General features: G+C 66.5%; 17 protein-coding genes. 11 read left to right on the plus strand and 6 right to left on the minus strand.

The features are described 5' to 3' along the window. The first annotated feature begins 104 nt into the window (after positions 1 to 104). Both creB and creC read left to right on the plus strand, forming a co-directional pair. A complete protein-coding gene (gene creB / locus ACIGFL_RS15095) occupies positions 105 to 791 on the plus strand; it encodes a two-component system response regulator CreB (protein ID WP_397497732.1) in 687 nt (228 codons plus the stop codon). 3 nt (positions 792 to 794) lie between these two features. Further along, complete coding sequence (creC, locus tag ACIGFL_RS15100; protein WP_397497733.1) at positions 795 to 2219, plus strand: two-component system sensor histidine kinase CreC; 1425 nt, start codon at positions 795 to 797, stop codon at positions 2217 to 2219. Positions 2220 to 2791: 572 nt separating this feature from the next. Here creC and ACIGFL_RS15105 read toward each other — a convergent pair. Next, positions 2792 to 3235 carry a hypothetical protein gene (locus ACIGFL_RS15105; protein WP_397497734.1) on the minus strand — a complete coding sequence of 148 codons (444 nt, stop codon included), beginning with the start codon at positions 3233 to 3235 and terminating at the stop codon, positions 2792 to 2794. 395 nt (positions 3236 to 3630) lie between these two features. Between ACIGFL_RS15105 and ACIGFL_RS15110 the strand changes: the two genes are divergently transcribed. After that, positions 3631 to 4128: a hypothetical protein gene (locus ACIGFL_RS15110; RefSeq protein ID WP_397497735.1), complete on the plus strand. Its 498-nt coding sequence runs from the start codon at positions 3631 to 3633 to the stop codon at positions 4126 to 4128. Between the two features lie 190 nt (positions 4129 to 4318). Here ACIGFL_RS15110 and ACIGFL_RS15115 read toward each other — a convergent pair whose 3' ends face one another. From ACIGFL_RS15115 to ACIGFL_RS15125, 3 genes are read right to left on the minus strand one after another with little or no spacing between them, the layout of a single operon-like run. Then, positions 4319 to 5092 (minus strand): hypothetical protein, encoded by a 774-nt coding sequence (locus tag ACIGFL_RS15115; RefSeq protein ID WP_397497736.1) that lies wholly within the window; start codon positions 5090 to 5092, stop codon positions 4319 to 4321. Continuing rightward, positions 5017 to 7326 (minus strand): ATP-dependent DNA helicase, encoded by a 2310-nt coding sequence (locus tag ACIGFL_RS15120; protein WP_397497737.1) that lies wholly within the window; start codon positions 7324 to 7326, stop codon positions 5017 to 5019. Before ACIGFL_RS15120 ends, ACIGFL_RS15115 begins: the two co-directional genes overlap by 76 nt. Continuing rightward, positions 7323 to 8954, minus strand: coding sequence for a VRR-NUC domain-containing protein (locus ACIGFL_RS15125; protein WP_397497738.1), 1632 nt, complete (start codon positions 8952 to 8954; stop codon positions 7323 to 7325). The genes ACIGFL_RS15120 and ACIGFL_RS15125 overlap by 4 nt, the downstream gene beginning before the upstream one ends. 236 nt (positions 8955 to 9190) lie before the next feature. Between ACIGFL_RS15125 and ACIGFL_RS15130 the strand changes: the two genes are divergently transcribed. From ACIGFL_RS15130 to yegQ, 7 genes are all read left to right on the plus strand, one after another. Next, the gene (locus ACIGFL_RS15130; protein WP_397497739.1) at positions 9191 to 9688 is read left to right on the plus strand and encodes a phage infection protein; all 498 of its coding nucleotides are present in this window, start codon (positions 9191 to 9193) and stop codon (positions 9686 to 9688) included. Positions 9689 to 9870: 182 nt separating this feature from the next. Beyond that, positions 9871 to 11214, plus strand: coding sequence for a cell envelope integrity protein CreD (gene creD, locus ACIGFL_RS15135; RefSeq protein WP_397497740.1), 1344 nt, complete (start codon positions 9871 to 9873; stop codon positions 11212 to 11214). 48 nt (positions 11215 to 11262) lie between these two features. Then, positions 11263 to 11565, plus strand: a complete 303-nt coding sequence (locus ACIGFL_RS15140) for a hypothetical protein (protein ID WP_397497741.1) — start codon at positions 11263 to 11265, stop codon at positions 11563 to 11565. 411 nt (positions 11566 to 11976) lie between these two features. Further along, a complete protein-coding gene (locus tag ACIGFL_RS15145; RefSeq protein WP_021442141.1) occupies positions 11977 to 12237 on the plus strand; it encodes a DUF4212 domain-containing protein in 261 nt (86 codons plus the stop codon). Positions 12238 to 12243: 6 nt separating this feature from the next. Then, complete coding sequence (locus tag ACIGFL_RS15150) at positions 12244 to 14013, plus strand: sodium:solute symporter family protein (RefSeq protein ID WP_021442140.1); 1770 nt, start codon at positions 12244 to 12246, stop codon at positions 14011 to 14013. 91 nt (positions 14014 to 14104) lie between these two features. Next, positions 14105 to 14611: a hypothetical protein gene (locus tag ACIGFL_RS15155; RefSeq protein WP_397497742.1), complete on the plus strand. Its 507-nt coding sequence runs from the start codon at positions 14105 to 14107 to the stop codon at positions 14609 to 14611. Positions 14612 to 14759: 148 nt separating this feature from the next. Continuing rightward, positions 14760 to 16067: a tRNA 5-hydroxyuridine modification protein YegQ gene (gene yegQ, locus ACIGFL_RS15160; protein ID WP_397497743.1), complete on the plus strand. Its 1308-nt coding sequence runs from the start codon at positions 14760 to 14762 to the stop codon at positions 16065 to 16067. 108 nt (positions 16068 to 16175) lie between these two features. Here the strand turns inward: yegQ and ACIGFL_RS15165 are convergent, their stop codons facing one another. Continuing rightward, a complete protein-coding gene (locus ACIGFL_RS15165; protein WP_397497744.1) occupies positions 16176 to 16880 on the minus strand; it encodes a PolC-type DNA polymerase III in 705 nt (234 codons plus the stop codon). Then, a complete protein-coding gene (locus ACIGFL_RS15170; protein WP_397497745.1) occupies positions 16877 to 18808 on the minus strand; it encodes a putative nucleotidyltransferase substrate binding domain-containing protein in 1932 nt (643 codons plus the stop codon). Before ACIGFL_RS15170 ends, ACIGFL_RS15165 begins: the two co-directional genes overlap by 4 nt. Before the next feature lie 229 nt (positions 18809 to 19037). On the opposite strand from ACIGFL_RS15170, the gene pgaA reads away from it, so the two are divergent. After that, positions 19038 to 21500: a poly-beta-1,6 N-acetyl-D-glucosamine export porin PgaA gene (gene pgaA / locus ACIGFL_RS15175; RefSeq protein ID WP_397497746.1), complete on the plus strand. Its 2463-nt coding sequence runs from the start codon at positions 19038 to 19040 to the stop codon at positions 21498 to 21500. Positions 21501 to 21502 lie beyond the last annotated feature (2 nt).

Genomic DNA, 21502 nt, shown 5'->3' on the forward strand with positions numbered 1-21502 from the left:
ACAGCGCCATCCCCAGTTTCTGTGCATCGATTGCGCCGCCTTGACGGGCTGTTCGGGCTGGCGCAGTCTGCCGGCCGTGACCGCCCCGCCGAGCAGGACGCCCGATGCCGCAGATACTGATAGTCGAAGACGAAGCCGCGATTGCCGACACCCTGGTCTACGCGCTGCAGGCCGAAGGCTTCGCCACCCGCTGGGTGACGCTCGCCGGCGAGGCGCTGGCGCTGCTGGAAAACCAGGCCTTCGACCTGGCGATACTCGATGTCGGCCTGCCGGACATCAGCGGCTTCGAGGCCTGCAAGCGGCTGCGGCGCTTCTCCGAGGTGCCGGTGATCTTCCTCACCGCGCGCAGCGAGGAGATCGACCGCGTGGTGGGCCTGGAGATCGGCGCCGACGACTACGTGGTCAAGCCGTTCAGCCCGCGCGAGGTGGCCGCCAGGGTCAAGGCCATCCTCAAACGGGTGGCGCCACGCGCCGCCGCGCCTGTGGATAACGCCGCGACCGGGCCCTTTCGCCTCGACCTGGCGCGCTACCAGATCGCCTTCCACGGCCAGCCCCTGGCCCTGACCCGCCACGAGTTCCGCCTGCTGCAGACCCTGCTCGGCCAGCCGCGGCGGGTGTTCTCCCGCGAGCAGTTGCTCGACGCCCTCGGCGTGGCCAGCGAGGCCGGCTACGAGCGCAATATCGACAGCCATATCAAGAGCCTGCGCGCCAAGCTGCGCGCGGTGGCGGCCGCCGCCGAGCCGATCCAGACCCACCGCGGCCTGGGCTACAGCTACGATCCGGAGGGCTGAACCATGCCCTTGGGCGTTCGCATCTTTCTCGTCTATTTCCTCTTCGTCGGCCTGGCCGGCTGGTTCGTGCTGAGCACGGTGATGGACGAGATCCGCCCCGGCGTGCGCCAGAGCACCGAGGAAACCCTGGTCGACACCGCCAACCTGCTGGCCGAGATTCTGCGCGACGAGGTCAAGGCCGGCAGCCTGCAGCACAGCCGCCTGCCCGAGGCGCTGGAGGCCTACGGCCGGCGCCAGCCCGGGGCGAATATCTGGGGCGTGAGCAAGGCCCAGGTCAACCACCGCATCTACGTCACCGACGCCCGGGGCATCGTCCTGCTCGACTCCAGCGGCCAGGCCGTCGGCCAGGACTACTCGCGCTGGAACGACGTGCTGCTGACCCTGCGCGGCGAGTACGGCGCGCGCTCGACCAGGGAAGACCCCAGCGATCCGGATTCCTCGGTGATGTACGTGGCGGCGCCGATCAAGGACGGCGAGCGGATCATCGGCGTGGTCTCGGTGGCCAAGCCCAACCGCAGCCTGCAGCCCTATATCGAGCGCTCGCAGACCCGCCTGGGCTGGCTCGGCGCCGGCCTGATCGGCCTCGGTTTGCTGATCGGCGCGGCGCTGTCCTGGTGGCTCGGCGCCGCGCTGGGCAAGCTCACCCGCTATGCCCAGGCGGTCAGCGAGGGCCGTCGCGCCGAGGCGCCACGGGTGCGCGGCGGCGAGCTGGGCCAGCTGGCCGTGGCGGTGGAGCGCATGCGCACCGAGCTGGAGGGCAAGGCCTACGTCGAGCGCTACGTGCACACCCTGACCCACGAGCTGAAGAGCCCGCTGGCGGCCATCCGCGGCGCCGCCGAACTGCTCGACGGCGAGATGCCGGCCGCGCAGCGCCAGCGCTTCGTGGCCAATATCCAGCAGGAAAGCGCGCGCCTGCAGCAACTGATCGAACGCCTGCTGCACCTGGCCCAGGTGGAACAGCGCCAGGGCCTGGAGGAGCGGGTGGCGCTGCCGCTGGCGGCGCTGGTGGACGAACTGCTGCAGGCGCAGCAGGCGCGCATCCTTGCCGCCGCCCTGCGGGTCGAGCAGGCCGTGCCGGCGCACCTGAGTCTGCGCGGCGAGCGCTTTCTGCTGCGCCAGGCGCTGGCCAACCTGCTCGACAACGCCCTGGACTTCACCCCGCCCGGCGGCACGATCCGCATCGGTGCCGAACGCCAGGGCCAGCGGGTGACGCTGCGCCTGTTCAACCAGGGCCAGGCGATCCCCGACTACGCCCTGGCGCGCCTGACCGAACGCTTCTACTCCCTGCCGCGCCCCGGCAGCGGCCGCAAAAGCACCGGCCTGGGCCTCAACTTCGTCCAGGAAGTGGCCGAGCTGCATGGCGGCGAGCTGCACATTGGCAATGTCGAGGGTGGGGTGGAGGTGCGCCTCAGCTTGCCAGGGGCGTGAGGCGGAAGATCGAGGTGTCATCCGCAGCCTGGAAGTAATCCGGGGGCAATTCGTCGCCTGGCAAACGGTTCCCCGGATTGCATCCGGGCTACCAGGCTAATGCGCGATTGTCTTCGTCTGACCAGTCAATTGAACGGGTAGTGAGCAGCACTTGCTTCTGACTCGAATATGCCAGCCAGCGTGGTCTACTACCTAGTCCATTCATATCGAGAGTGATCTATAGACGAAAACTAGTCATCTGTATCATTAATGCACTCAACGAATGGAGCTTTGTCCTTTGTCGGTCAGCCACACATGCGAATCGGCTCCAGAACCCCTCTGCGTCATCCAGTCCTAGCAGGCCATGGCCCTGCAAAGCCCGTAATACCTCTTTAGCCTCTGTCTCTGTAAATGAACCATGTGCAACTTCAAGACCGAATAGTGCTATGCATGCGTTGCCACGCCGGTATAGGCCGCGGCGAAATCTCTGCTCTGCCTTGCTGAGTGAGATTAATGCCCGCTTGATCGGTCGATGTCGTTTCATTTGTCAAGTCTGTTTTGGTTGGTGCCGAGAAACATTGAACCCATCAGGCTCAGTACATCAATCTGTAAATTTTCCCAGAATTATCTTTGCATGCTCCTTGGCCGTGTGGCTCCCCACGAGATGTGTTGGAAATATATTCACAAACGATAGTTCGTCCAAAATTGCTTGCGGCCACAGCAGTCCCAAAATATTCCGTAGGCCTGCTAGTCATATAGCTATTACTTACACCGGAAGCGCTGCCATTGCCACCCCATACCGTGCCATATACCGTTCCCCAAGCTACACTTCCTCCTCGAATTGTTTGATATTCGCCTCTGAAAATTTCACCCGATGGCAATTCAAATTCGATTGCGCCTTGAGTCGAACCTGAAAACTCGAAATTTGCATTTATCACTTCAGCGGTTGACAGGTCGTACAGTCTCGCTGGAACAATTTTTGCTGCACACCCAACAAGCATTAGTAAAAGCAATCCTGCTGCTATAGCACGCATCATCTTTCACCTCCTCATTATTATGGTGATCAGAGAGCCCTAAACCAGTCTGTTCGGTAATCGGTAAATGTAGACCGGATCGCTAGTTATGGTAATCCGCCGCTCTTGAATCTAGGGACTGGATTGGAATGCTGGGAAGCCATTTAGAAACTGAGAGTTCACCACGCTTGCCCATCGGAAATAGTAGGAACCTAAAACTCCCCGTGCTTCGCTGACGCCTCGAACGGCCGGTCTGGGGCGTCAGCAGTCGTCTCCCAACGTGCTCTAACGACCGACTGGGGTGTTTAGAGTAGGAAAAAACTATGTTGCCCAACGCCCCCAGCCAAGACCCGCCTACAATACGCCCCCGATCAACCTGGGCCATGCATATGGCTGTCTCGAACAAGGAACCCGCCGCCATGGCCTCCCCGGATAAACAGAAAAAGCGCGCCCAGCGGGCCAAAGCCAAGGCCAAGCAGAACCGCGTGGGCAAGCCCAAGGCCAATCTGGTGCATCCGCTGCTGGCCAATCCGCTGATCGACGAGCCGTTCGACGATGTCGCCATCGACCTGAGCACCTTCGACTTCAAGGACATCGAGGAGAACGGTTTCGATCCGGCGGACTTCGACGACCTGTTCCAGGCGATGCGGGTCGGCGAGGGCATCAGCCTGCTGGCGCTGTGTCTGGTGTTCCTGCAGTACCCGGTGCTGGAGCTGGTGGTCGCCGAGGAAGCGGAAGATGCGGCCACCGACTTTATGATGGGCCTGCTGATCGTCTATCGCGGGATCTTCCACGATGAAGACGAGGACGCGGCGGTGGAATGGATCGGCAGCGACGCCTTCCAGACGGCCTACAACGAAGCCTCGCTGATCCTGCAGCAGAAGCACGCACGCCGCACCCCGGGCAGCCGCGTCTAGCAGGCCGTTGAAAAACGTAGGCGAGGCAGCCAGTGCAAGGCAAAAACAGGCGAAAAAGCGCAGTTTACGAGTTGTAAATGAGCATTTTGAGCCTGTTTTTAACGCCGCAATGGCAACGCAGGTAGTTTTTCAACAGCCTGCTAGCCGCACGGCGAGCAACGGCCTGGCCCTGCGCTTCCCGCCCGTCGAATTACCTGACTGAAACCTTGGAGCGGGGTTTTGTTTCAGCTTTGTATCTACTGATTCGATTGTTTAGATTGTTTATTTGCGCTTTTTTATCAATTTCGTGCGAGTAGCATAGGTTCCGTAGCCACCTTCCAGCCCGCCCCGGAGCCTGACCATGAAAAAGCACATCCTCGCCAGCCTCGTTATCGCCGCCCTGTCTGCCAGTGCCTTCGCCGCGGCGCAGTCTTCCGTTCAATCCGGCGCTGCGCCGCTGGTGGCCGAAGGCGGCGCCGACCGCGTAGGCGTCAATCGCGTCGCCGCCGATGGTGCGGATCGCGTCGGTGCCAATCGTATCGCCGCCGATGGTGCGGACCGTGTCGGTGCCAATCGCGTTGCCGCCGATGGTGCGGATCGTGTCGGGGCCAATCGTATCGCTGCCGATGGCGCGGATCGCGTCGGTGCCAATCGTATCGCCGCCGATGGTGCGGATCGTGTCGGTGCCAATCGCGTTGCCGCCGATGGTGCGGATCGCGTCGGTGCCAATCGCGTTGCCGCCGACGGTGCGGATCGCGTCGGTGCCAATCGCGTTGCCGCCGATGGTGCGGATCGTGTCGGTGCCAATCGCGTCGCCGCCGACGGTGCGGATCGCGTCGGGATCAACCGTATCGCCGCCGATGGCGCCGACCGCGTCGGGGCCAGCCGTATCGGCTGATGCCGCCTCGCTCAGGTTTCGACTGAAGGCGCCCGCTCGGGCGCCTTCGTCGTTTCCGCCGGCAGGCGCATGGCCTCGACCTGCCACCAGCTCGGCAGCAGGTCGCGCACTTGCGGGCGGGCGAAGCGGTCGTCGATCAGGTAGAGCACGCCCTCGTCTTCCGGCGTGCGGATCACCCGGCCGGCGGCCTGCACCACCTTCTGCAGGCCGGGGTAGAGGTAGGTGTAGTCGTAGCCGTTGCCGAACAGCGCGTGCATGCGCTGGCGGATTTCCTCGTTGATCGGGTTGACCTGGGCCAGGCCGAGGGTGGCGACGAAGGCGCCGATCAGGCGGTCGCCGGGCAGGTCGACGCCCTCGCCGAACACCCCGCCGAGCACGGCGAAGCCGATGCCGCGCCCGCCGACCTGGAAGCGTTCGAGAAAGCCCTGGCGCGCCGCCTCGTCCATCTGCCGCGACTGCACCCAAAGGGGGATCTCGGGATGCTCGCGAGCCAGCAGGTCCAGCACCTGTTGCAGGTACTGGTAGCTGCTGAAGAAGGCCAGGTAGTTGCCGGGGCGTTCGCCGTACTGGCGGGCGATCAGCCGGCAGATCGGCGCCAGCGAGGCCTCGCGGTCGCGGTAGCGGGTGGACAGGTTGCGCACCGCGCGCACCTGCAGCTGCGCGGCGGTGAAGGGCGAGGCGACGTCCAGGCACTGGGTCTCCTCCGGCAGGCCGAGCAGGTCGAGGTAGTAGTGGCTGGGGCTGAGGGTGGCGGAGAACAGCGTGGCGCTGTGCGCGTCCTCGAAGCGCGGGCCGAGGAAGGGCGCCGGCAGGACGTTGCGGATGCACAGGGTGGAGTAGCTGCGGCCGTTGCCGGCTTCGACGCGGCTGATATCGAACAGCGAGTGCGGGCCGAAGCTCTCGGCCAGGCGGCAGAACAGCATGGCGTCCAGATAAAAGCTGAGCAGCTCGCCGGCGTTGCCCTCGGGCTGGTCGGTGAGCAGATCGGTGATGGCGCTGACTGCCTTGCCCAGCGCGGCCAGCAGCAGGTCCGGCGCCAGCGGATGGACCTGATAGGGCACCTGCTGCTCGCGGTGCAGCTGGTTCCAGTGGCGGTCGACCCGCTCCAGCACGCCTTTCAGCTTGGCCGGCGCGTCGCGGCGCATGGCCTTGAAGCGCGCCTGGTCCAGCTCGGCGCTGTACATGCTGCGGCCGCGTTCGACCAGGTTGTGCGCCTCGTCCACCAGCAGGCAGACGCGCCACTGGTTGACCAGGGTCAGGCTGTGCAGCAGAGCGCCGAGGTCGAAGTAGTAGTTGTAGTCGCCCACCACCACGTCGCTCCAGCGGCACAGCTCCTGGCTCAGGTAGTAGGGGCAGATGCCGTGGGCGAGGGCGATGGCGCGCACCGCCTGCTGATCCAGCCAGCGTTCCTTCAGCGCCGCGCTGCGCGCCGCCGGCAGGCGGTCGTAGAAGCCCTTGGCCAGCGGACAGGAGTCGCCATGGCAGGCCTTGCTCGGGTGTTCGCAGGCCTTGTCGCGGGCCACGTGCTCCAGCACCCGCAGCGGCGTCTCGGGCTGGCGCAGGCGCTGCAGGGCATCCAGGGCCAGGCGCCGGCCCGGGGTCTTGGCGCTGAGGAAAAACAGGCGGTCGAGCTGCTGGCCGGGCATGGCCTTGAGCTGCGGGAACAGGGTGCCGAGGGTCTTGCCGATGCCGGTGGTGGCCTGCGCCAGCAGGTAGTGGCCGTCGCGCGCGGCGCGGTACACGGCCTCGGCCAGTTGCCGCTGGCCATGACGGAACTCGTCGTAGGGAAAGCGCAGCGCGGTCAGCGCCGCGTCGCGCGCCAGGCGGTGGGCCTGCTCCTGGCGCGCCCAGTGGATATAGCGGCGGCACTGCAGCTCGAAGAACTGGCGCAATGCCTCAGCGCTATGGCGCTCGCGAAACACCGTTTCCTTCTGGCTGATGACGTTGAAGTACACCACCGCCAGGTCCAACTCATCGAGTTCCAGCGCCTGGCACAGCAGCCAGCCGTAGACCTTGACCTGCGCCCAGTGCAGCAGGCGGTGGTTGGCCGGGATGCGCGCGACGTCGCCGCGGTGGGTCTTGATCTCCTCCAGCAGGCGAAACTGCGGGTCGAAGCCGTCGATGCGGCCGCTGACCGCCAGTTCCTCGAACTCGCCACTTACCGCCAACTCGGACATATAGTCGGGGCCGCGCCTGGCGACCACCGTGGCGTGCCCCGCGATACCCTCTTGAGCGGTGGGCGAGGGGGTGAAGCGCAGGTCGAGGTCGCCCTCCTTGGCGGTGAACTCGCACAGCTCGCGCACGGCGATGCGCAGGCTCAATCGCTCCACTCCACGTAGCAGACGCTGACCGGCATGCCGTGCTCGGCGCAGAACGCCAGCCAGCGTTTCTGATTGTCCTGCAGGCGGTCGCCGGGGCCTTTCACCTCGATCATCCGGTAGCGCCGCTCGGTCGGCCAGAACTGGATCAGGTCGGGCATGCCGGCGCGGTTCTCGCGGATGTCGGCGAGCAGGCGGCGGAACCAGGCGCCCAGGTGCGCCGGCGGCAGGCAGGCCAGCGCCTGCTCCAGACGCTCGGCGTCGAGCAGCTCCCAGAACACGAAGGGCGACTGGATGCCGAACTTCTCGGCATGGGTGCGGCGCATGGCCTCGACGTAGCTACCGTCGTCCAGGCGTGCCAGGCAGGCGGCGAACAGCGGAGCGCGGCGCGCGTGGAAGTCGGCGCGGTGCAGGTCCACCGGGCCGGCGTGGAAGGGGTGGAAGAAGGCGCCGGGCAGCGGGGCGAAGATCGCCTCCCAGCAGAGCAGGCCGAACAGCCCGCAGATCAGCGTGTTCTCCACGTAATGCACCGGCGCCTCCGGCTCGGCCAGGTGCGCGGCCACGGCCAGCTCGACGCTGGCGGCGCGCGGCAGGCGCAGGTCGAGGCGATCCTCGAGCGGCTTCGCCGCCTTGGCCGCTGGCGGCAGGCCGAGGCGCCTGCGCAGCCGGGTGCGCGCCCGTTCGGCCAGCTGCGCCTCCTCGCCGTTGTGCGGCGCTGTGATTACCCGTTCGGCCAGGACCAGCGCCTCGGCATCGTGGCCCAGGCGCTCCAGCACGCGGATCTGCCGCTGCCGTGAGCCGAGCGCGGCGGTGTCGCGGTACAGCGCCAGCGCCGACTCCAGCTCGCCGGCGCGCTCCAGCTGCTGGGCCAGGCGCAGCAGCAGGCGCTGGTGGCGCTCGCCGATATGCGGATTGTCGGTGGAGAAATCGCCGAGCAGTTGCAGCACCTCGGTTACCGCCATGCCCGCGTCGAAGGCGTCGCGGCAGGCGCGCAGATGCAGGTAGTGGTCGACATCCTGGCGGCTGCGGAAGCCGCGCGAGCCTGGGGTGATCGGCACCTGCTCGTAGCGGAAGATGCCCAGGTCGGCCAGGACGAATTCCGACCAGTCCTGCGCCAGGTTGCCGAAGAACATCAGCCGCAGGCGGTCGCACAGCGGCCCGATGGCCAGGCTCAGCAGACGGTCTTCCAGGCGCGGGCACCAGCCGGCCAGGCTGCGCGGCTCGACATGCAGCTCGCGCAGATGCGCCAGCAGTTCGCTCTTTTTCAGCGCGCCGCCCGGCAGGTCGGCGGCGAAATGCGCGGCCAGTTCGTCCTTGAGCAGCAGGGCGCCGAGCTCGTCGAAGGTCAGCGCGGCGTCGTCGATCAGCCAGCCCTGCGCCAGCAGCGGCGCGGCGGCGGTCGCGATGTCGCCGATCTCGGCGTAGCGCAATTTGCTCGCGCGAAAGTGCACGCCCTTGCGCATCACCAGGCGTACCAGCAGGGCCTGGGCCGGCAGCGTCAGCTGGATGAAGCTGGCGATGAAGGTCTGCTCGGCCTCGTCCATCAGCTCGCGGTGATGGGCGTCGAGCCAGTCGAGGGCCTTGCGGAAGTTGGCCAGGTAATAGAGTTCGGGGGCGTCGAGGAGGGGCATGGCGCACTGCTGGGTACTGGTTTTTTGTACAGATACCAGGGTGCGCCCTGTCGCGCAACGGCGGCGGGACGGATGGGCGGCTCCCGCCTATCACTACTATGTCCATGATCGATAAGAAATTTTCCGGGTATCGATGGCGTCGATGGTCGCTATCGAGACATGTCCCTTTTGCCAAATTGGGGCGTGCGTAACATGGGCCCCGTAGCCACTTTCCAGCCCCACCCAGGAGCCCGATCATGAAAAAGCAAATCCTCGCCAGCCTCGTTATTGCCAGCCTGTCCGCCGGTGCGTTCGCCCTGCCGCAGGTCTCCGTCGAGCAGTCCAACGCCCCGGCGGTTGCCGCTGACGGCGCCGACCGCGTAGGCACCAACCGCATCGCCGCCGACGGCGCCGACCGCGTAGGTGTCAACCGCATCGCCGCCGACGGCGCCGACCGCGTAGGCGTCAACCGCATCGCTGCCGATGGCGCCGACCGCGTAGGCGTCAACCGCATCGCCGCCGATGGCGCCGACCGCGTAGGCGTCAACCGCATCGCCGCCGATGGCGCCGACCGCGTGGGTGTCAACCGCATCGCCGCCGATGGTGCCGACCGCGTAGGCGTCAACCGCATCGCCGCCGATGGTGCCGACCGTGTAGGCGTCAACCGCATCGCCGCTGACGGTGCCGACCGTGTAGGCGTCAACCGCATCGCCGCCGACGGCGCCGACCGCGTAGGTATCAACCGCATCGTCTGACCCGCCAACCCTTCTGGCGGGAGCAGTTCGATGCCGCACAGCAGCAGTTAATCAGGGCGCCCGCAATCGGCGCCCTGATGCTTTTCCGCTTTCTCCACGCAATCTCCACATTCCCCCCATAAAGCCCCCACCTGCGCTGCCCAGACTCTGCCGTACCTTCACTCGCTACGGAGAGCCGCGCCATGAGCCGCACCCTGAGCTTCAAGCTGGGCGCCATCGCCCTGTTGATCCTGCTGTTGCTGATTCCCCTGCTGATGATCGACGGCCTGGTCGACGAACGTCAGAACCTGCGCCACCAGGTGCTGCAGGACATCGCCCGCAGCTCCAGCTACCGCCAGCAGATCACTGGGCCGATCCTGGTGCTGCCCTACGTCAAGACCACCCACGAATGGAAGACCCACGACAAGACCGGCGAGCGTTACCAGCAGGAGCGCCAGCAGCGCGGGCGCCTGTATTTTCTGCCGGAGCGCTTCGTGCTCGACGGCCAGGTGAGCACCGAGCTGCGCGCGCGCGGCATCTACCAGGCGCGCCTGTACCGCAGCGATAGCCAGGTCAGCGGCCAGTTCCGCCTGCCGCCGCGCCTGGGGCTGGGCGACGAGCTGGGTTTCTACCGCTTCGACAAGCCCTTCCTTTCCGTCGGCATCAGCGATATCCGTGGCATCGGCAACGACCTGCAGCTGCGCCTCAACGGCCAGACCCTGGGCTTCGCCCCGGGCAGCGGCGACCCCAGTTTCGGTGCCGGCGTGCATGCGCCGCTGCCGGCGCTCGACGCGCAGGGCGGGCAGCTGCTGGAGTTCGCCTTCGACCTCAAGCTGCAGGGCACCGAGCAGCTCGCCGTGGTGCCGGTGGGGCGCGACAGCCGGGTCAGCCTGAGTTCCGACTGGCCGCACCCGAGCTTCGTCGGCGAGTACCTGCCGGGCCAGCGCGAGGTGAACGCGCAGGGCTTTAGCGCGCAGTGGCAGACCAGCTTCTTCGCCACCAACCTGGAGGAGGCGCTGGCCGACTGCGTGGGCCGCGAGCAGTGTCACGCGCTGCTCGGCCGCAACTTCGGGGTCAGCTTCGTCGACCCGGTGGACCAGTACCTGAAGACCGACCGCGCGATCAAATACGCGCTGCTGTTCATCGCCCTGACCTTCGCCGCCTTCTTCCTCTTCGAGGTGCTCAAGCGCCTGGCGGTGCACCCGGTGCAGTACGCCCTGGTGGGCCTGGCGCTGGCGCTGTTCTACCTGCTGCTCTTGTCGCTGTCCGAGCACCTGGCGTTCGCCCTGGCCTATGGCCTGTCCGCCAGTGCCTGCGTCGGCCTGATCGGCTTCTACGTCAGCTTCGTGCTGCACAGCTGGCGGCGCGGCCTGGGCTTTGGCGCCTTGCTGGCGGCGCTGTACGCCATGCTCTACGGCCTGCTCAGCGCCGAGGACCATGCCCTGCTGATGGGCTCGCTGCTGGTGTTCGGTGTGCTCGCCAGCGTCATGGTGCTGACCCGCAAGCTGGACTGGTACGGCGTCGGCCGCACTGCTCCGCACGCCTGAATCCGATCGGCGCGGCGTGGGCCGCGCCCCTTCCCTGGAGCTGATCCCATGCGTCTGTTCATGCAGTTTTCCGCCTGCCTGGCCCTGGGCCTGGTGGTGGCGGTGATGATCCTCATCGGCCTGATGTTCGCCGGCTGGTTCGACCTGATCGACGGCCTGCTGCTGACCGGCAAACCGCTCGCCCACGTGAGCCTGATGCTGTTGCCCGAGGGCTTCTGGAATGCCCTGACCGGCATACAGGACTCGGCGAACAACGGCACGCTGCGCTCCTTCCTCTCGCTCTGTGCGGCGCTGGGCCAGGTCGGCCTGCTGCTGGCGCTGGGCTTTATGCGCCTGTGGTATCGGCCATGAGCGGGCATATAGGTCTGCGCGAGGAGGCGCGTGCCGGGCATCTGTTGGCGCGGCGTATCGCCGGGTTGTTCGCGCAGGCGCGGCAGGGGCGATTGCGCGGCGAATCTGCACGGGGGGCCAGGGATTACGCAGGTTCTGGATTATTCCCCTGCGGGCCAGCGCAAGCGCGGTTCAGCGATAAAGCTGCTGTCCCGCCTGCGCGGGAATGACGGCTATTTCAGCGTTTCCTTAGACCAAAGTCGTCCCCGTTGATTTTAGGCCGCCGACGCTGGTGCAAGTGCCTGTTAGCTGGGGAAAGACAACTACGCTCGGAACGTCCCCAGGCGGCTAATACCAATGTCTATCTGTCGGTTTGCCGGGGCCTGCTGCTAGTTTGAAGCTGCATCAGAATAACAATAACCGGAGGCGTCTATGACTTCTGAAAAAGCAAATGCCGCGGCCTACTGGAAGGCCAATGTGCGGCTCATCACCTGGAGCCTGGTTGTCTGGGCGCTGGTTTCCTACGGCTTCGCCATGATTCTCCGACCCATGCTCGCGGGCATCATGATCGGCGGCGCTGACCTCGGATTCTGGTTCGCTCAGCAGGGCTCCATTCTCGTATTTATCGGCCTCATTTTTCACTACGCGTGGAGACTGAACAGACTCGATAAAGAATTCGGCGTCGAGGAGTAAGAGGTCATGAGCCAATTCGTCATCAACATGCTGTTCGTGGGTGCGTCCTTCGCGCTCTACATCGGTATCGCCATCTGGGCCCGCGCGGGCTCGACCAAGGAGTTCTACGTCGCCGGTGGCGGCGTGCACCCGGTCACCAACGGCATGGCCACCGCCGCCGACTGGATGTCGGCCGCGTCCTTCATCTCCATGGCCGGTCTGATCGCCGCCGGCGGTTACGCCAACTCCACCTTCCTCATGGGCTGGACCGGCGGCTACGTGCTGCTGGCCATGCTGCTGGCGCCCTACCTGCGCAAGTTCGGCAAGTTCACCGTGCCGGATTTCATCGGTGATCGCTTCTATAGCCGCGGCGCACGCCTGACGGCAGTGATCTGCCTGGTGATCATCTCGGTCACCTACGTGATCGGGCAGATGGCCGGTGCCGGTGTGGCCTTCTCGCGCTTCCTCGAAGTGAGCAACTCGACCGGCATCTGGATCGCCGCGGCCGTGGTGTTCGCCTATGCCGTATTCGGCGGCATGAAGGGCATCACCTACACCCAGGTGGCGCAGTACGTGGTGCTGATCATCGCCTACACCATCCCGGCGATCTTCATCTCCCTGCAGCTGACCGGCAACCCGATCCCGCCGCTGGGCCTGTTCGGCGACCACGTCGACTCCGGCGTGCCGCTGCTGCAGAAGCTCGACGAAGTGGTGCGTGAACTGGGCTTCGCCGCCTACACCGCCGATGTCGACAACAAGCTGAACATGGTGCTGTTCACCATGTCGCTGATGATCGGTACCGCCGGCCTGCCGCACGTGATCATCCGTTTCTTCACCGTGCCGAAGGTGGCCGACGCCCGTTGGTCCGCCGGCTGGACCCTGATCTTCATCGCCCTGCTGTACCTCACCGCGCCGGCCGTGGCCTCGATGGCGCGCCTGAACCTGGCGACCACCATTTATCCGGAAGGTGCTACTGCCCCGGCCCTGGCCTACGAAGAGCGTCCGGAATGGGTCAAGACCTGGGAGCAGACCGGTCTGATCGCCTGGCAGGACAAGAACGGCGACGGCCGCATCCAGATGTACAACGATGCCGCCCCGGCCTTCACCGCGACCGCTCAGGAGCGTGGCTGGAACGGCAACGAGCTGACCGTCAACAACGACATCCTGGTACTGGCCAACCCGGAGATCGCCAACCTGCCCGGCTGGGTGGTGGGGCTGATCGCGGCGGGCGCCATCGCCGCGGCACTGTCGACGGCGGCGGGGCTGTTGCTGGCGATTTCTTCGGCGATCAGTCACGACCTGATCAAGACCTTGATCAATCCGAAGATCAGCGAGAAGAACGAGATGCATGCGGCGCGGATCTCCATGGCTGCCGCGATTCTGCTGGCGACCTACCTGGGCCTGAATCCACCAGGCTTCGCCGCGCAGGTGGTGGCGCTGGCCTTCGGTATCGCCGCGGCCACGCTGTTCCCGGTGCTGATGATGGGCATCTTCTCCAAGCGGGTGAACGACAAGGGCGCGATCTGCGGCATGGTCGCCGGTCTGGTGGTGACCCTGCTGTACATCTTCACCTACCTGGGCTGGTTCTTCATTCCGGAGACCAACATGCTGCCCAATACCCCGGACCAGTGGTTCATGGGTATCTCCCCGGCGTCCTTCGGTACCATCGGTGCGCTGATCAACTTCGGCGTGGCCTATGCCGTGGCGATGCTGACCACCGCTCCGCCGCAGGAAATCCAGGACCTGGTGGAAAGCGTGCGTACTCCGAAAGGTGCTGGTGGCGCGCTGAGCCACTGAGCATAATCCAGGCCTGAGGCCATCGGTCGATGGTTCAGGGTCTAACGGACGGGCCTCCAGTGGAGGCCCGTCTTATTTCAGGAACAGTCGAATGTTATGGACTTTGCTTGCCATCGTGGTGGCGGGGCTCGGCGCTGCCGGTATCGCCCTGCTGCTGCGAAAGCTGACGCGCAACAAACTGCCGAAGTGGATAGTGCCGCTGTTCGGCGGCCTGGGGATGCTGGGCTACCAGATCTTCTACGAGTATTCCTGGTTCGAGCATCAGCAGCAGCGCCAGCCGCAGGAGTCGGTGGTGGTGGCCAGCGAGGCCGGCCACGTGTTCTGGCGCCCCTGGAGCTACTTCGTGCCGATGATCACGGCCTTTACCGTGCTCGATAGCACGAGCGTGGTGACGCGCGAGCTCGACGGCCGGGTGGTCGCCGAATTCATGCTCTACCGCTTCGAGAAGCAGCACATCGATCACGTCGCGCATCAGGCGCACCTGCTCAACTGCGACAGCGCCGAACTGCTGCCGCTGAACGCGCAGAAGCAGCCGCAGCTCGATCAGCTCAAGCGCATCGCCAAGGACGATCCGCTCTACCTGCAGGTGTGTCGCTAGCGCGCCGCTTTGCGGTGAACGCGCACGGCGCACCATCCTGACCCATCGTCTCGCCCGGGCGCTTTTGCGCGCCCGATAGACCCAGATCAATGTCTGCGTCGGCCAGCTCTCTAGAATCGCCAGCCCCCGATTTTTCGAGCTTGCGGTCATGCCCCGTTTTCCCGAACTGCTGTCGCCGGCCGGCAGCCTGAAGAACATGCGCTACGCCTTCGCCTACGGCGCCGACGCGGTCTATGCCGGGCAGCCGCGCTACAGCCTGCGCGTGCGCAACAACGAGTTCGACCACGCCAACCTGGCCCTGGGCATTGCCGAAGCCCATGCCCAGGGCAAGCGCTTCTACGTGGTGGTCAATATCGCCCCGCACAACGCCAAGCTCAGGACCTTTCTCAAGGACCTGGAACCGGTGATCGCGATGGGCCCGGATGCGCTGATCATGTCCGACCCCGGGCTGATCATGCTGGTGCGCGAGCACTTCCCGCAGATGCCGATCCATCTGTCGGTGCAGGCCAATGCGGTGAACTGGGCCAGCGTGCGGTTCTGGCAGCAGCAGGGGCTGAGCCGGGTGATCCTGTCGCGCGAGCTGGCGCTGGAAGAGATCGAGGAAATCCGCAGCCAGGTGCCCGGCATGGAGCTGGAGGTGTTCGTCCACGGCGCGCTGTGCATGGCCTATTCCGGGCGCTGCCTGCTGTCGGGCTACATCAACCGCCGCGACCCCAACCAGGGCAGCTGCACCAATGCCTGTCGCTGGCAGTACCAGGCGACGCCGGCTGGCGAGAACCAACTCGGCGAAATCGTTCGTGTGGTCGAGCCGACCCTGGGCCAGGGCACGCCAACCACCCAGGCATTCGTGCTGCAGGAGGCTGGGCGACCGGATGATGAAATGACCGCGTTCGAAGACGAGCACGGCACCTACATCATGAACTCCAAGGACCTGCGCGCGGTGCAGCACGTCGAGCGTCTGCTGCGCATGGGGGTGCATTCGCTGAAGATCGAGGGGCGCACCAAGAGTCATTTCTACGTGGCGCGCACCGCCCAGGCCTACCGTCAGGCCATCGACGACGCCCTGGCCGGACGGCCCTTCGACAGGGGCCTGATGCAGCGCCTGGAGTCACTGGCCAACCGCGGCTACACCGAGGGTTTCCTGCGCCGTCACGTGCACGACGAGTACCAGAACTATGAGCGCGGCAGCTCGCGCGCCGAGCGCCAGCAGTTCGTCGGTGAGCTGACCGGCGAACGTCGCGGCGCGCTGGCCGAGGTGCGGGTGAAGAATCGCTTCGCCCTCGGCGACTGGCTGGAGTTGATGACCCCGCAGGGCAATCGGCGTTTTTCCCTGGCGCAGCTGGAGAACCGCCAGGGCCAGGCGGTGGACGTGGCCCCGGGCGACGGTCATGTGCTCTATCTGCCGTTGCCGGAGAATCTGCCGCTGGAATACGGCCTGCTGCTGCGCGACCTGTAGGGCTGCGTAGGGTGGATGACGCTTTACCCATCCACCAGGATTGTCGGCGGCTGCCCCGTGGTGGATAAAAAGAGCGTTATCCACCCTACGCCCGGATGTCGGCGCAGGCTACAGCGAATAGGCGCGCTGGCGACGCCGGCTGTTGAGCGCCTGGAGCAGCGCCGGCAGGCTGTCGAGGCCCTGCTGGCGGGCCTTGCTCAGCAGGATCAGGGCCAGCTCGGCGGTGACCAGGGCGTCGGCGCTGGCGTGGTGGCGCTGCTGCACCTGCAGGCCGAAATGCCGGGTCCATTCGTCCAGCCCGGCGTGCGCCAGCTTGGCCTTGGGGCACAGCAGCGGGGCCAGTTCGGCGACGTCGAAGAAGGCGTGCTGCAGGCGCTGGCCCAGGCTTTCCTTGAGCGCGCGGGCGAGCATGCGCTGGTCGAACTCGGCGTGGTAGGCCAGCAACGGGCTGTCGCCGACGAACTCCATGAAGGCCAGCAGGGCCTCGGCCGGCTCCTCGCCGCGGGCGATCTCGCTGGGGGCGATGCCGTGGATCAGGGTGCTGGCGCTGGCCTGGTGGCCGTCGCGCTGCAGGGTGCACTCGAACTGCTGGCTGAGGTCGATGGCGCCGTGCTCGATCACCACCGCGCCGATCGACAGCACCTGGTCGCGGCGCATATTCAGGCCGCTGGTCTCCAGGTCGAGGACGACGAAACGTTGCGCGTGCAGCGGCCGCTCGTCGAGCGCGGCCGGGGCCGCCAGCTCGCGGCGGCGCTCCAGCTGGCGCTGGGTCAGGGCCGGGCCGCGCCCGGTGAACCAGGTGAACTTGCTCATAGCTGATACCTCAGGGCCAGGCTGCTCTGCAGCCGCTGCGCCTGGCGGAAGGACTCGCGCAGGATGCGCCGGTCCAGGTGGTTGAGGCGGTCGGGGTCGACCCGGTTGGAGTAGGGCAGCTCGTCGCGCGCCTGCAGCTGGTGCTGCTGCATGCGGGTCTGCTGGATGAAGTGGTAGGCCTCCTCGAAGGCGGCACCGTCCAGGGCCTCGATCACGCCCTTGGCCACCAGCGCGCGCAGGCGCTCCAGGGTGCCGACCGCGGCGACGTTGTGGGCCAGGGCGAGCAGGCGGGCGCCATCGACGAAGGGGGTCAGGCCCTGCACCTTGAGGTCGAGGGTGTCCTTGTCGGCGCCGGAGCGGACCACCACGAAGTCGCGAAAACGCCCCACCGGCGGACGCTGACGCAGGGCGTTCTCGGCCATCATCTGCTGGAACAGGCTGTTGTTGCCGATACGCCCGAGCAGTTCCTCGCGCAGCTGCTCGCAACCCTCGTCCGGGCCCCAGATCGCCCGCAGGTCGAAGTAGATGGTCGAGCTCAGCAGGTTTTCCGGGGTGGCCTCGAGGACGAAGCCGGCGAAGCGCCGCGACCATTCCTGACGCGACAGGCACAGCTCCGGGTTGCTGGCCATGATGTTGCCCTTGCACAGGGTGAAGCCGCACTGCGCCAGGCGCTGGTTGATGGTGGCGGCCAGCGGCAGCAGGCGCCCGCGGATGGCCGCGGCCTCGGCGGCGTCGGTCGCCTCGAAGAGGATGCCGTTGTCCTGGTCGGTGTGCAGAGTCTGCTCGCGGCGGCCTTCGCTGCCGAAGCACAGCCAGGTGAAGGGCACGCCCGGGTCGCCCATTTCCTCGATCGTCAGCTCGATCACCCGGCACACGGTGTGGTCGTTGAGCAGGGTGACGATATGGGTGATCTGCGTCGAGCTGGCGCCGTGGGCCAGCATGCGGTCGACCAGCAGGCGGATGTCGCTGCGCAGCCCGGCCAGGGTCTCGACCTTGCCGGCGTGGCGGATGGTGCGCGCCAGGTGTACCAGGTCGACGCGCTGCAGGCTGAACAGGTCGCGCTCGGAAATCACCCCGCAGAGCCGCTCGTGTTCCACCAGGCAGACGTGGGCGATATGCCGCTCGGTCATGGCGATGGCGGCGTCGAAGGCGCTGGCGTCCGGTGCCAGGTGGAAGGGTTTGGGGGTCATCAGGTTGCTGATCGGCTGGGCCAGGTCGACGCCGTCGGCCACCACCCGGCGCAGGTCGCGCAGGGTGAAGATGCCCAGCGGCCGCTCGGCCGGATCGACGATGACGATGCTGCCCACATGCTGTTCGTGCATCAGCCGCACGGCCTCGCGCAGCGGCGTGACAGGGGCGCAGCCGATGGGTTGGCGCATGGCCAGTTCGCCCAGGCGGGTATCCAGCGAATACTGCGCGCCGAGGGTCTCCACCGCGCGCAACTGCACCTGCTGGTTGACCTGGTCGAGCAGGCTGCTGACCCCGCGCAGGGCGAAGTCGCGCAGCGGGTTGGACACGGCGAACAGCTTGACGAAGGCGTGCTTGGCCAGCAGCAGGCAGAAGGTGTCCTCGGCGGCCAGGTGTTCGGTGCGGGTGGCGCGTTCGCCGATCAGCGCGGCCAGCGGGAAGCATTCGCCGGCGGTGATCTCGAAAGTGGTCTCGGTGCCGCGCCGCGCGCTGTGCGGGCGCTCGCCATGCACCCGGCCCTGCTTGACGATGTAGAAGTGCTCGACCGGGCCGTCGCTCGGCTTGATGATCGACTCGCCCTCGCCGTAGAAGCGCAGCTGGCAATGCTCGACCAGAAACGCCAGGTGGGCGGTGTCCATCTGGTTGAAGGGCGGAAACTTCTGCAGGAGCTCCATGGTGCCGTGGATGTTCTGCAGCACCGCGGTCTTGCCCGCATCGGCCAGGGCGTCGGCCTTGCTCATGGGCTTGCGCCTCGCAGTTTCGAGATGCTGCCAGTGTGGCCGCGCGCGTGGGCCTTGGCCATTGCACCTAAGTAGGGGGAGGTCGCTCTTTTTTCTGTTTTTGTCATAAAAATGACGCCTGAAATACTGATATGTGATAAGGTGCAGGCATATGTCAAAATGCCATCTTTTCGCCGGCGGCTCGTCTTTCCGCATGTCGCGGCCGCCCGAACATATCTGGATGTAGTGCGTGAACCTGAGCAAAAGAAGAGGGCGCGTCGTGCCGTGTGGGGCGCGCCGCGCCACGCTGTTTGTCAACACCCTGCTGCTGAGTGCCTGCCTGCAGGCCCAGCCGCATTACGACGCCTTGCTCGAGCAGGCCCGTGCCGGGCATTACCAACCGGCGCTGAGCTTTCTGCGCGGGCAGGTGGGGGGCTGGGCCTCGCCTCGCTACCTACCCGATCACCTGCTGATCGCCGGCTGGGCGGGCGAGGATGCCGAGGTCGTCAGACTCTATGAGGGCTATGGCGCGCAGGTCGCCTTGTCTGCCGACGTGCTGACCGGCGTGGCTCGGGCCTATCGCAATCTGCGCCTGTGGCAGCCGGCGTTGGCAGTCTACGAGCGGGGGCTGACGCATTTCCCCGACCATCCGCCGATGGCGCTCGGTCAGGTGCTGGTCATGGCCGATGCCGGCCAGACGCAACAGGCGGTACGCCGCGGTCTGCGCCTGGTGCAGCAGGCGCCGCAGGACGCCGAGCGCCGGCTGGCGCTGGGCTACGCCCACCTGCGCGACGGCCAGCCCCATGCCGCGCTGTTTCAGATCGACCGCGCCCGCGAGTTGGCGCCGCAGCGCAGCGATGTCGCCAGCGAGTACCTGACCGCTTTGCAGCGCGCCGGTCTGGCCGAGCAGGCGCTGGCGTTCGCCCTGGCTCATCCCGAGCTGCTCGACGCCGCTCGGCAGCGCCAGCTGCAGGCCGACGCGCTGGCCGCGCTGGTGCGCATGGCGGACATGGCGACGCGTGGCGAGGTCGAGCGCTTTCGTCTCGCCGACCAGGCCCTGGCCGAGGCCGAACGCCTGCTCCAGGCCTGGGCCGAGTTGCCGCAGGCGCGCCCCGATAGTCTGCGGGTGCGTATCGATCGGCTCGGCGCCCTGCATGCGCGGGTACGCATGGCCGAGCTGCTGGAGCACTACCGGCAGTTGCAGGCCGAAGGCGTCGAGTTGCCGGGCTATGCCCTGCGCTGGGTCGCCTCCGCGCTGCTGTACCTGCGCGAGCCGGAGCAGGCGGCCGAGCTCTACCGGCGGGTGATCGCCGGGGAAAACGACAAGCACCCGCTCTGGCTGGCCGACCATCAAGGGCTGTTCTACGCGCTGGTGGAAAGCGAGCAGCTGGAGGAGGCCCATCGGCTCGCCACGCGGCTGGCGGCGCAGCAGCCGCCGCGGCTGTACCAGCCGGGCAACCCCGAGGCCGAGCCCAATGCGCGTTGGCTGGAGGCGCAGGTCATGCAGGCCAACGCCGAGCTGTACCTGAACGACACGCCGGCAGCCACCCAGGCATTCGCCCAGTTGGCCGGGAACGCGCCGAACAACAGTTCGTTGCGCACCTCGCTCGCCAGCCTGTACCAGGTCCGCGGCTGGCCGCGACGTGCCGAGGACGAGCTGAAGGTGGTGGAGAGCACGGCACCGCGGCATCTGAGCCTGGAGGTGCAGCAGGGCCTGGGAGCGCTGCAGCTGCAGGAGTGGCGCCAGCTCGACCTGCTGACCGACGACGTGATCCGCCGCTACCCGGAAAACCTGCAGGCGCAGCGTCTGGACAAGCTGCGGCGGGTGCATCACATGGCCGAGTTGCGGATTACCGCCTACCGCGGCCTGGGCTCGGGCAGCAGCGTATCCGGCGGCCATGACCTGGGCATCGACAGCGTCCTCTACAGCGAGCCGCTGCACGACGACTGGCGCCTGTTCGGCGGTGCCGGTTATGCCAGCGCGGATTTCGAGGAAGGGCGCGGCCATCATCGCTGGCAGCGCGGCGGACTCGAGTGGCGGGTGCGCAACCAGCGCCTGGAGGCCGAGGTGTCCCGCCACGACTACGGCCACGGCGACAAGCTGGGCCTGCGCCTGAACGGCTGGCACGACATCGACGATCACTGGCAGTACGGCTGGTCGGCGCAGTCCTTGTCGAGCGAGACGCCGCTGCGGGCGCTGAACGCCGACATCAGCGCCGACAGCCTGAGCGGCTTCCTGCGCTGGCGTGCCGACGAGCGACGCGAATGGCGGGCCTCCCTGGCTGCCGCGCATTTCAGCGACGGCAACGACCGTCTGGGCCTGCTGCTGGCCGGCAGCGAGCGTCTGTACACCGCGCCGACCTGGCAGGCCGACCTGGGGTTGGAGTTCTCCGCTGCCCACAACAGCGGCTCGGCCGACGTGCCCTACTTCAATCCCGCGGCCGAGTTCGGCGTGCTGCCCAGCCTGAGTCTTTCGCACAGCCTCTACCGGCGCTACCAGACCGCCTGGAGCCAGCAGCTGCAGCTGGGCCTCGGTAGCAACAGCCAGCGCGACTACGGCAGCGCGGCGGTCGGCCTGATCGGCTACGGCCAGCGCCTGCGCCTGGATGACCGTTTCGATGGCGGTATCACCGTGTCGGCCCTGAGCCGCGAGTACGACGGCGACCGCGAGCGCGAAATGAGCGTGCTGCTCGATCTCAATTACCGCTTCTAAGG

It is taken from the genome of Pseudomonas sp. NPDC077649 (assembly GCF_044542855.1).
In the GTDB taxonomy this organism is placed as follows: domain Bacteria; phylum Pseudomonadota; class Gammaproteobacteria; order Pseudomonadales; family Pseudomonadaceae; genus Aquipseudomonas.